This is a genomic window from Rhizobium sp. 01T444, assembly GCF_056398305.1.
In genome coordinates, this window is sequence record NZ_JBFTPD010000006.1 from 192,907 (window position 1) to 203,934 (window position 11,028).

At 57.9% G+C, this 11,028-nt stretch carries 8 protein-coding genes and 5 pseudogenes; 8 read left to right on the plus strand and 5 right to left on the minus strand.

Annotation, left to right across the window (positions count from 1 at the left end; genetic code table 11):
* The first annotated feature begins 37 nt into the window (after positions 1-37).
* From AC1DTN_RS12650 to AC1DTN_RS12660, 3 genes and pseudogenes are all read left to right on the plus strand, one after another.
* A complete protein-coding gene (locus AC1DTN_RS12650) occupies positions 38-931 on the plus strand; it encodes an SDR family oxidoreductase (RefSeq protein WP_477921176.1) in 894 nt (297 codons plus the stop codon).
* Positions 932-2,394: 1,463 nt separating this feature from the next.
* Entirely contained in the window at positions 2,395-2,643 is a 249-nt protein-coding gene (locus AC1DTN_RS12655) for a type II toxin-antitoxin system VapB family antitoxin (protein WP_477921178.1), read from the plus strand.
* Positions 2,640-3,052: pseudogene (locus AC1DTN_RS12660) on the plus strand (PIN domain-containing protein). Before AC1DTN_RS12655 ends, AC1DTN_RS12660 begins: the two are co-directional and overlap by 4 nt.
* Before the next feature lie 876 nt (positions 3,053-3,928).
* Here the strand turns inward: AC1DTN_RS12660 and AC1DTN_RS12665 are convergent.
* The gene (locus AC1DTN_RS12665) at positions 3,929-4,234 is read right to left on the minus strand and encodes a DUF982 domain-containing protein (protein WP_477921180.1); all 306 of its coding nucleotides are present in this window, start codon (positions 4,232-4,234) and stop codon (positions 3,929-3,931) included.
* On the opposite strand from AC1DTN_RS12665, the gene AC1DTN_RS12670 reads away from it, so the two are divergent.
* Positions 4,224-4,523, plus strand: coding sequence for a hypothetical protein (locus tag AC1DTN_RS12670; protein ID WP_477921182.1), 300 nt, complete (start codon positions 4,224-4,226; stop codon positions 4,521-4,523). The genes AC1DTN_RS12665 and AC1DTN_RS12670 overlap by 11 nt on opposite strands.
* 339 nt (positions 4,524-4,862) lie before the next feature.
* On the opposite strand, the gene AC1DTN_RS12675 is transcribed toward AC1DTN_RS12670, so the two are convergent.
* Entirely contained in the window at positions 4,863-5,372 is a 510-nt protein-coding gene (locus AC1DTN_RS12675; protein WP_477921184.1) for an Hsp20/alpha crystallin family protein, read from the minus strand.
* 52 nt (positions 5,373-5,424) lie between these two features.
* Positions 5,425-5,901 (minus strand): annotated as a pseudogene (locus AC1DTN_RS12680) (Hsp20 family protein).
* Between the two features lie 214 nt (positions 5,902-6,115).
* On the opposite strand from AC1DTN_RS12680, the gene AC1DTN_RS12685 reads away from it, so the two are divergent.
* Entirely contained in the window at positions 6,116-6,340 is a 225-nt protein-coding gene (locus AC1DTN_RS12685; RefSeq protein ID WP_113186307.1) for a hypothetical protein, read from the plus strand.
* Between the two features lie 57 nt (positions 6,341-6,397).
* On the opposite strand, the pseudogene AC1DTN_RS12690 reads toward AC1DTN_RS12685, so the two are convergent.
* Positions 6,398-6,658 (minus strand): annotated as a pseudogene (locus tag AC1DTN_RS12690) (amylo-alpha-1,6-glucosidase); the annotation flags it as partial.
* Positions 6,659-6,837: 179 nt separating this feature from the next.
* Between AC1DTN_RS12690 and AC1DTN_RS12695 the strand changes: the two are divergent.
* Positions 6,838-7,149, plus strand: a complete 312-nt coding sequence (locus tag AC1DTN_RS12695) for an SPW repeat protein (protein ID WP_477921186.1) — start codon at positions 6,838-6,840, stop codon at positions 7,147-7,149.
* A 207-nt stretch (positions 7,150-7,356) separates the two neighbouring features.
* Positions 7,357-7,467, plus strand: a pseudogene (locus tag AC1DTN_RS12700) (histidine kinase); the annotation flags it as partial.
* A 593-nt stretch (positions 7,468-8,060) separates the two neighbouring features.
* Here the strand turns inward: AC1DTN_RS12700 and malQ are convergent.
* A pseudogene (gene malQ, locus AC1DTN_RS12705) lies at positions 8,061-9,890 on the minus strand (4-alpha-glucanotransferase); the annotation flags it as partial.
* Between the two features lie 924 nt (positions 9,891-10,814).
* Here malQ and AC1DTN_RS12710 point away from each other — a divergent pair.
* Positions 10,815-11,028: hypothetical protein (locus AC1DTN_RS12710; protein ID WP_477921188.1), on the plus strand; the 214-nt coding region annotated here is incomplete at its 3' end.

The window sequence follows — 11,028 nt, forward strand, 5'->3', positions numbered from 1 at the left end:
ATTATCGCGCAATTTTGCGAAAGCATCGGGTGTCATCATGAGCGACAAAACCTTCTTGAACGATCCTCGCGATCTCTATCCCGCGCCCCCTTTTTCGGTCCAGCCGCAGCAGGCGCCTGGCCTCGCCCGCAAGATGGATCCCGTGCCGGATCACGGTGAGCAAAGCTATCGGGGATCGGGAAGGCTCACGGGCCGCAAGGCCCTCGTCACGGGCGGGGATTCCGGCATCGGGCGTGCCGCGGCCATCGCTTTTGCTCGCGAGGGCGCCGATGTCGCCATCGCCTACCTCCCGGATGAAGAAGCGGATGCCAAAGAGGTGATCGGCCTTATCGAAGCCGAGGGCCGCACATCGCTCGCCCTGCCGGGTGACATCAAGGACGAAGCATGGTGCCGTGAACTGGTCGAGAAAACCGTTTCACGGCTGGGCGGTCTCGACATTCTCGTCGTCAATGCCGGCCGGCAGCAATATCGCGAGAAGATCGACGATCTCTCCAGCGAAGATTTCGATAAAACGATGAAGACCAATCTCTATGCGCTCCACTGGATCGCACAGGCTGCGGTTCCTCATATGCCAGCAGGAGCGGCGGTGATCACGACAGCTTCTATCCAAGCCTACCAGCCGTCTCCGATCCTGCTCGACTACGCCACGACCAAGGCTGGTATCGTGGCGTATACGAAAGCGCTCGCCAAGCAACTGATCGAACGTGGCATTCGCGCCAATGTTGTCGCACCGGGCCCCGTTTGGACAGTTCTCCAGCCGAGTGGCGGCCAGCCAGACGAGAAGGTCAAGACCTTCGGCAAGGACAGTGATTTTGGTCGTCCCGGCCAGCCGGTCGAGCTGGCTCCCGTCTTTGTGCTCCTCGCCTCTCAGGAAGCGAGCTTCATCAACGGCGAGGTTTACGGTGTCACCGGCGGCAAGGGCGTCGCTTGATCGGAACGACTTTTAGGTGACCATGTCGCAAGTGCCGGCTTTGAAACATGTCTCCGCGGGTGTCCTGAATATTTCCTATTACGAGTCAGGTCCCGCGGATGGCATGCCAACGATCCTGCTTCATGGCTTTCCCTATGACGCCGTTGCGATGACCCTCGCGACATCGGGAAACCGTTGCATCGTGCCTTTCTTGTGAGGGTATGGCCAGACCCCTTCTTTCGCAAGAAACGCCGCGCTCCGGGGAAAAGGCGGCACTGCGCGCCGATTTGTTGGCGCTGATGGACAGCCTGTCGATCGAAAAGGCGATCCCTGGATGATACGACTGGGGTGGCCGCGCAGCCTGCATTGTCGCCGCGCTATCGCCGGAAAGGGGGCTGGGACTGGTCAGCGCCGGGGCTACCTACAACATCCAGGACATCGTTGGCGCCGTCAATCCGGGTACAGGCGCTCGATGACCTTTTCGGAGAGCTGTTTGTCACCCACTAGCCAACCTCTCCCGGCTTTGCGTAGCCGGTGGAAAAGGGCGATCGCCGTGATCGCGTCCCGTTGTGCCCGGGTGAGGCTTTTGACAGTTTCGATCGGGTCGGGTGATCAGTGTCGAGCACGCGATCATCCCTTCTAGTCAGGACGCCGTCCGTTGGCGGCGGGCCAGTCGTTTGAGGCTCCTCAACGACCTCTTCCGTCGGATCTGGGTCCCGGTCGTAGGCGAACCGCCGCTTCGCAAGCACGTTCTAAAGGGTCTCGATCACACGACCGTCCCGTGTCCCTCGCTGGCGAACCGGTCGATAATTTCAGCCACGAGATCGTCGAGTTGTTGGAAAAGTCGCTCGGAGTTTTCAGAATATTTTTGGACGGCCCTCTCAAATGGCGGTTTCGACGAGTGCGTTATTGGGAATCGCTTGCCTCGCGCACCTCGATCGCGACGTCTTCGCTCTCTGCGTCGAGTTCCTGCATGAGTTTGAACAGCTCCTCATCCGCTATCGCTGCAAGGTGACCGCGAAGTCCCCTGCATCAAAATCCTGTCCTTCGGACATGGCGTTCCGCTCCTCATATGCAAACACGTGCTTTCACCGATAACGGCCTCAGCGTCATCCAGTTCAATCCAGGAGGCGCGTGTTCGCTCGATATGCTCCCGGCCAAGGCAAATTGGTCGACGCTAGCGGCTGTCGGCCTTTCATGTGCCATGAGGTAGGCCGATGATGTATGGCCATGTGCAGGAGCTTTGGCGGCGAAGTTCGAGATTCCCGACACGTCGGTTTGTCGAAGCGTCGTCGCCTTCCCAAAGTGATGGCGTGGAACCGCAGTTGAGATTGGCAGAGGGCATCGGCATCCAGTGGTTCAATTCTGCCTCGGCAGTGCCCGGGCTAGGATGTCTTGATCTGATTAACGGCAAGCCATCAGGCGCCATCTTGATGGCAGCCGATTGTTGGCTTTATATTTGGCTAAATGGAGAACCACCACAAATGGCCGCGCCACAACTCTCTGTCCGAAGCTCAAAGGCAAGGGATCTGGCTCACAGGCTAGCGCGCCGTGAAAATTGTTCGATTGCCGAAGTGGTTGAACGCGCGCTTGAAGCCTACGAGACCCGCGAGGTGGGGCGCGAGCCTGCTTCTAGTTTCTATTTGCGTGTAAACGCGCAAGCTGCCACAGACATTGATGTGGATGCCGTCATCCGTGAAAACCGTCATCCTCATCGAGGCATCGAGGTTTGATATTTCTCGACACCAACGTCGTCTCCGAAACTTTAAGGAAGGCTCCAGGTGAAGCTGTCATGGCTTGGCTGGTTCGGTTCGATGCGGAACTGGCGCTGCCAACTGTGACAATCGCCGACATCGCTTTCGGTATCCAGCAGATTAGGCCGGAGCAGCAGGCCGATCGTCTGGAGGAGGGTCTGGCGGAGTGGCGTCGTCGGTTTGCCGATCGGATCTTTGGGCTGACGGAGGAAGCCGCCCTCGCTTATGGGGAAATCATGGCGGAGGCGGTTCGTCGAGGGCGCGCAATGTCAGCACCTGATGGAATGATCGCTGCAGTCGCGCGAGTGAATGGCGGGCGCCTTGCCACACGCAATCTCAAGAATTTCGAAACGACGGTCTCGATCTCCTGTGCCCGTGGGATTTCTGACCGTTCCTATTCCAGTCTCTGGTTGCCCGTCACGTCCGCATAGACCGCCGCCAGCCACGGTCTCGCCCGCGGCGCCGAATCGCTGATCGAGCTTCTGGCCCAGTTCAAGCTATCTGGTCCGCGTCAGACTTCTGTCGTGCGGCCCATCCAGAGCCGGACATACCAGTGGCCTCGCCAGCGTGCCCTTAGCCGCAAGGTCGCGCCCGCCGTCACCGGGTATGCCGCGGTTGCCTACGATGCTTTGCCTCGACGTTGGTCAGCTGTCATGCGCTGCGGGTATAGGGATTATAAGCATAGTAGGAATGGATATGGTGCAGAACATGCTGCTGGCTCGGGCGGGACCGCGTCGGTGCTGTTTGGCAGTACCAACAGCGTAGGCTTTTAACTTTCAGGTCTCGGCACGGGAATCTGGGCTAATGCTTTTGGGTACCGGTCCATGTTCTCGCTGTGCGCTACGCTGTGCGCTTTTGGGGAGAATCGCTCGCTTTTCTTGGGGGTCTTGCCGCGTGGCTGACTTCAGTTCTCGCCCGTGGGCTGAATCCGGAAGTCCGAGGCTAAAACGTGAATCGCTGCCTTAGCGGTGCGTCGTTTGCCCAACCGCGAGCTAGGCAGTCCTTTTCACTGACTCCATCTGCGCTTTAAAATGCGCAATTCCTAAACTAGTGTCGTTCAGGCCGGCGAGCACGGGCAAAATGATCGCTTGTTGCAATTTTGAGCTTAGAGAGTTCGATGGTGTCGGGCCGTCCTATTCCAGTGTCTGGGGTAACTCGAGAAATCGACAGAATGCGTTGGCGAGCTGCATTTGCTTCGGCGTCTTGCATGGCTGATGTCGGGCATAGCCAGCGTGCGCGGCAGGCAATCAAGGTGAGCCGCGTCTCATCCTGATCGCTGAACGCGGCCACCACCGGTTGGCGACTTGATCATCCACGGCTGAATCGCAGGCTGCTTCATCAAGATACCCTTCTTATTCCCGAATGCCCGAACGGCATCGCGTGCTACCTCAAGCGGCTTATGTCCATCATGGGTCATGTAGCAGGTCTTGATGGTCGCCTCATGGACCAGATCTCGGGCGTTCTCCGGCCAGTTTTCGAGAAAATCGATGGCGTCCGCCAGAGACAATATCTCTCGAATCAGGCCTTCCCGTTCCTTCAGATAGACGGGACGATTAAAGTTGGCGTTCATTGCTACCTCACTGAAAACATTGGTGATCAACAAGGACGACGCCGGAATCCGGCGCCGCTCAAAATTTACTTTCCCGTTTTTTTCGTTTCAATACATCCTCCATGAAAATTTGTCAGATGCCGAATCCATTCTGGAGGAAATTCGCAGTGGCGGGTCAGCCGGCCCAGCGAGCGACGATCTTGGCCGAGACGTTGAGCACTCGGTGCCGTCGGTAGTGGCGGGATGGCGAGTGGGGGGCACCTTCGCCGACGCCATCCGTCGTGGGCACGCTGTGGTCTCTGGTTGGTAATCGCTGCCCGCCATCGTCGGCGCGTCCCGTGTCGGCCATCAAATCTTCGATGAATGGCACGCTGCGCCGGCCGAAAACAAGCCACCGGCCCTTCGTCCGCGCGGTCCCTGTCATAGTCACCGAGCGCGACGGTTGAAGACCCGGGTAACCGCGTTATCGGGGATGGTGGGTTCCCCGAAACAAGGATGCCCCCGCCGACTATCGCGCGAGACACGCAAACCGGAAGCCGTTGCTATTCTCTCGTTATCTGTGTCTGCCAAACTCCATCATTTGTCCTCCCCATCTAGGCGAGGGATGCGCGCCGGCCGCCAGATGGCCGGCGCCGCGCGTTCGTTTCGATCAGCTCTTGATTGCGATGCGCCTGACCTGCGACTGCGCCTTCTCGGTCTTCGGCAAGGTGACGGTCAACACGCCGTTCCTGAAGGTGGCGTCGACCTGATCTTCGTCGAGCTCGACACCGAGCGGAATGCGACGCTCGAAGCGGCCGTAGTAGCGTTCGGAGAACTGCCGATCCTTGTCCTCGCTCTCGGAGCGCTTTTCGCCCTTTAGCGTCAACACGCCCTCATTGAGCAGGACCTCGATGTCCTTCTCTTCTAGGCCGGGGACTTCGGCCGTCACCTTAATCTCCCTGTCGGTATTGGAGATTTCGACGCTTGGCCACCCACCTCCGAAGACGGAGGTGTTGCCAAAAGATGGCAGGCCGGAACCAAAGCCGCGGAAGACGTCATCGAATAGACGGTTCACCTCGCGATGAAGCGACAGGAAGGGATCACGGTCGTCATCGCGTAAGAGACTTGGCACCTGGGCGCCATTATTGCGGCCCCAGGGAATCAGATCACGAACACTCATGTTTCTTCTCCTTTCTGTGGGTTCGTTGGCAAAACTTTTCTGCAGCGAAGGCTTAAGCCGCCTGCTGCTTGCCCTCGATCTGCTGGGCCGCGACCTTCGGCATTGTCTGGCCGGTTCGGATCTCGATCTGACGCGGCTTCATCTCTTGAGGGATTTCGCGCTTGAGATCGATGGTCAGCAGACCGTTGACTAAACCCGCACTCACGACCCTCACGTCGTCGGCGAGTTCAAAGCGACGTTGGAACGAGCCGCTACCGATGCCGCGATGCAGATATTGGAGGTCATCGGCACTTGCCTTCTGTCCCGAGACGATGAGCATGTTCTACTCTTGGGTCGTCGTCAGTTCGTCCTGTGAGAAGCCCGCCACTGCCATGACAATGCGGTAATCATTCTCGCCAGCTTTGACGATATCGTAAGGCGGCCAACTATCGCTCGTCTCGGCGCGGCTTGCAGCCTCAAGCGCTTCGAACATACGGTCAAAGCCTATGCTTGACCGGAATAGGGGTGAGAAATCGAGGTTTGTCCTCATAGCCATATCCTCCTTATAAGCAACATGGATATAAGGAGACGCCAAGAGCGACCGGCGCCTCCTGGACCTGTGTCAATCCCGTTTAGGAATCGACTAATATTGATATAATTCAGTGTATTAGAATTTCAAGGGAAGTGGAATTTTCCGGTGTAAAGATTGAATCTTTCCGAAGCGTCACCTATCTCAGCCGAGTTAGAGAGAGGAGAAAGTGGCCATGACAATGATTTCAGGCGACGTCATCGCCATCCTTGGGCCTGCCGACGAAACTCTGGTGGCTGAAGTCATCGCGACAGGTGCGACCCAGGCCGAACTCGCCGAAGCATTCGCGTGGGCCAACAACGACGAAGCATTGTTTGGCGAAGGTCGCCGTCTGCCGACAGGCAGGATTGCCGCGCTCATCGATCTGCTCTCCGCCGACGAGGAAGAGCAGGACAAATGACGTTGCCGGGGCTTGGCCGCCCAACCGGTCATGCGGTCGTGAGCCCGCGGATATCGACCTTTTGATCACGTCCACCACGACATTGCGACCGGAGCGTCGAATGGCAATGTCGGCCGAACCACTGCCTATCAGCAGGTGCCGCTCCGTGACCTCGTCGAGGAAGCTCCAAAGGCGCGGCTCGTTCATGCTGATCTGCAAGGCGTCCGGTTCGAACTCGAGACCGAAGCATAACTGCAATAACGACAAAGGCGCAGCCCATGCCTGCGGCGAGCAGGCGACCGGATAGAAGGTCGGTCTCTGCGCGCGTATGCGCGGCAGGATTTCCCCGCCGGCGATCAGCTATTTACCGGGAGGTCACGGCCCGTTTGCACGAATGGCAAATTGCAGTCTTAAGGCGGACATGAATTCGAAAAATCGGCGTCCCAAATCTGTTCTTCGCACGGAGGAACAACGATCACTACTTCCACGACTCCACACCCTAAGCGCCCGGAGCGGTATTGTGCTGCTGCCCCTTCGTACTGGATTATGGCACAACATCAATCGGTTTCGCACACGCGCTCATTTCGGGCATGGCACTGGTCATCATGGCATCAATCGCTGCCACAGATATTTGGCCGACGATAGAGCGTGCCTGTCTCGGCCTTGGTGCCTGGATCACGGCCGCGCCCTGGATAGCTAACTTCGACCATCTCTCAGATCCGTTGATCTCGCATATCGTGGTGGGTATCGTTGCGATGTCCGTGTCCTTGATATGCCTCTTGGGACGCAGTGCGCGTGGTGGCGCCAGTCACCGACTGGACCGGCGCTAAACAGGCATGCCAGTGACGCCGCTGGTGCTGCCACCACTCACGAGCGTTCTCCTGTTCCACCTTAATGGGTTGGCTGTCTCTACCGGTCGCCATGACCCTGTCTCGGCCAGCAATGCGATTTTACAAAACCTTGCGGCCCTGGCGGAGGATCCTCCGACCAATCTTTCCCACAAGGACCGGCAGTCAGAGACCGAAGAGCCAGCAACCGTGGCGCAACTGCGCCGCGACGCTGCAGCCTTTCTCGCTGCGATCGTCGAATCCTCGGACGATCCAATCATCAGCAAAAGCCTCGACGGGATTATTACCACCTGGAACAAGTGGCGGAACGATTGATCCGCGACTTAGTCTCACGCGAGTGATTCGTTCCCATTTAAAACGAATCAGTTTCAAGTGCGCACCACCCATGTCGAGATCTTGATTCTCGCGATTCCGAAAAGGTCCCGTCGCGTGCGAATTCTTCCTTTACTGGCAGGCGCGTATTCAAGTGACGCCCGACGCAACCTCCAGGCCCCCGGTTTCTACTTCGCCAGTTTGGCTTCGAGCCAGGTGATGGCCTTCAAGGTCGGGCGCTGCAAAAACTTGCTGTCCTGTGCAAGGATGATCAAACCCAACGGCACCATCCAGAAACCAAGGATGGGGAGAAACCCGACGAACCCGAAGAGCACAAACAAGATGCCGGCTCCCAGGCGGAGCCATCGCAGCTCAGGCTTTCTCAGCCATCTGATAAAACGACCCAAAGGCCGTGGAATTTTGTCGGCGTATTTCTCGACGATCGCGTCGAGCTTTTGGGCATCCGTCTTGTCGGTTGCGTCGCTCACCGCCACAGGTCGGTTGGACAAGCTGGATGTTTCCTGCGAGTGCTGCTTGCCATGATGGCCGAAATTCCGAACACGGTCCGACAGGCTCACCTGCCGACCCTTGTTCATCGTGTCCGAAATCCCCCTCAGGGAGGGAAGGGCAGACAGCCTCTCGATCGACACCGAAAGTTTCGGTTGCCAGTTGGGGTAACTACTGCTCGTACCCGGGACATTGGTTGGTCGCTTTTCGTCCGTCAGGTCGGCGAGACGAACAGCCACCAGGATGCTCGGCGTCTCGGCGATAAACCGATGCGCCCGGATGGTCATGTCGTCCAGGGCGGATGCCGACGGGGTCTCGGTTAAGATATCGGAGTTCGAATTGCCAATCGCTTGGATCAGCTGGTGGCGTTCCGCGTGGCGCTCATTCTCATGCTGTCGCGTCAGTTCCGGCGAAACAATACCGTGTTCGGCACGCAAGGCGATATCGGCGCCGCGCCACCAGCCCGTCAGCGTCTGATGGTCATGCGTCGATATGCAGGCGAGGGCGAGAGCCGGGTAGTCGACTGCTGCCTTGAAGCCTGCATCATCACGTTCATAGGAGAGAATTCGATAGGACAGGATGTTTGCCGCCGCCAGATCGTGCTGAAGTCCCTGAGGGAGCAATCCCAGATCCTCACCGATGACAAGGCAGCGATGCTGGGCGGATGTTTCTGCCAGGATCCGGATCAGGTCGTCCTGCGGATAACTGACATAAGCGCCGTCGGCCGGCATTCCATCGACAGGGACCAGGAAAAGCCGGCGCAGGGCCGCGGCATGGTCGATCCTGATGGCGCCGGCATAATGCATCGCCGCTTTTACCATCCGCTGGAACGGCGGGGCCTCACCAGAAGCGATCCGCGAAGGCTGAAACGCTGCAAGATGCCAGTCCTGGCCGTCCGGCGCGAACGGATCAGGCGGGCTGCCGATGGTCGCGTCCGTAAGGTAGACCTCGCGGTCGCTCCATGTTGCTGAACCGTCCAGAGCCTCGCCGACAGCGAGATCGAGATAAAGTCCAATCCGCAAACCAGATGTTCGAGCATGCGCGGCGGCTTGCGAAAGCTGGCGATGCGTGACCCATTGAAGCCAGAGATGAAAGCGGATGTCATCGTCGTTCTCGGCGGCGAATGAACCGACCGCCAGCGCATTCGGATCCTGAAACTCCTTTGGCCAGGAGTGCCAGCCTGCCGAAAAGCCGCTTTGCGTCATCTGCGCCGACAGAGCCTCAAAAAGCGCGTGACGTCGAAGCGTGACGTCGCCATTTCGGACGAACGCTTCAAATTCCGCCACCGTGAAATCAGCCGCATCAACGCTTTTCCACCGCGTCCATATCGTTCGCAACGCGGAAAGCTTGGCCGATGCGACGGCCTCATATGCGACGAGATCGGTGTCGCGCAAAGCGGCGATCGCCGTTTGGTGGTCCGCATCCGATTGGAAGCCGGGCAGCTTTTCCACCGCAATATAAAGTGGGTTGAGGAAGAGCCGGCTGGACGGTTCATAGGGACTGCATCGTCCTGCGTCAGCAAGAAATGGAGCGTGCAGCGGGTTTAATCCGACAAAGTCACCGCCCAGCGAAGCGACCAGATCAATTATGACCCGCAGGTCCTCAAAATCACCAATCCCCCAGTTTCGCTGAGATCGCAGTTCATAGAGTTGAAGACTTACGCCCCAAACCCGTTCGCTCGACAAGAAATTGGGAATGAAGCATCTAGTCGCCGTTTGAAAGACGTGTCGCTTGATGTTCCGGTCATCGGGGCCGCGAGCTTGACTGCCGGGCTGCACATTCAAGGCGTGCAGAAGCCTTCGCTTGGTGTCATCAGAAATTTCCACCGTCTGTCCGTTGGGCGTTGGACGCTTCAGATCAATACCGTGCTCAAGTGCCAGTTGATCGAGCGCGCTTCCGTTCAGGCCGGATAGGGGCGTGTCAGACATGCTTCGTTCCTGCACCATGGCGCCCCACTTTCTCACAAAGCATCGGCGCGAAGACGCTGACGCTACCGCCGTGAACCGGCAGGCTTGCCTTGCCGTGACGACAAGCCTTGTGGGACCGCACGACTGCCCAGAGGGTGGCCTAGGCTAAAAGGGGCGTTAGCCCCCTCCGCGCGATCCCAATCTGTAGACGTGGAAATCTATCACTTGTTCCGCGCGATGGCCTCGCAGCTCAATATAGATCCGAGCCAGGACGCTCGGTCCCCTCACGCATCTCGCCAGGGCAATCAAAACTCGAAACCAGAGTCACCTGGCAACGGCGGCGACATTCACAGCCGTGATGTCCCTTGCTGATTGCGCCTTTTTTCCAGTGGCTTAGAGAGAAATGGTCGGCCGTGTTAATTCCGGAGTGCCCCTGCCTGTTGGAGAAGAGGCTAAGTAAGGAAATCGGATGTAATACGATCGGTGTTAGTCGAGCAACACGGATTTGAATGGGATCTCGCGCAGGACGCGAGCATCTTCAGATGTAACGACGAAGGATTGACCGTCAACGACCTCACCAGCCGGCAACTTTTCCGCCAGAATCACTCTCGCCGCTGAATTGCTTTCTCTTCCGCCTTTCAAGTGAGATCGCATTCGCCGGCCTGACGATCGGCGGCATTGTTTCCTAAAGCGGTGATGGGGCGTACGCCGCGATGCGACATTGGCTGAAAGTCAACTCGAGGCCACCCGATAACTCATTCCAGATCCACAAGTGGGAACTTCGTGCCGTGCTACCTTATGATTGAATAATTAAGACTCTGCACGCATTAAGGAGTAGGATCCGCTTGTCGGCCCGGTATTACAACGGTAGTGGCCGCTTGGGAGACTTGGGTGCTCTTGCCGCAACATTAGGTGCCGGCGATGTCTCTACTCCATCTGCTTTCGTTGCAGGACGAAGAAATCGATCAGATTACAGCAGTCGTTCAGAAATGGTCTTCCGCCCATCGGACGCCCGTGGACAGTCAACGTGGACGCCGGGCGATGTGTGAGGCGGTGAGCATGGTCCTTCTTGCCAAGCAATCGCATGAACTTCTCTATGCAGAGCTTAGCCGCCACATGGACAAGCCAGTTATAG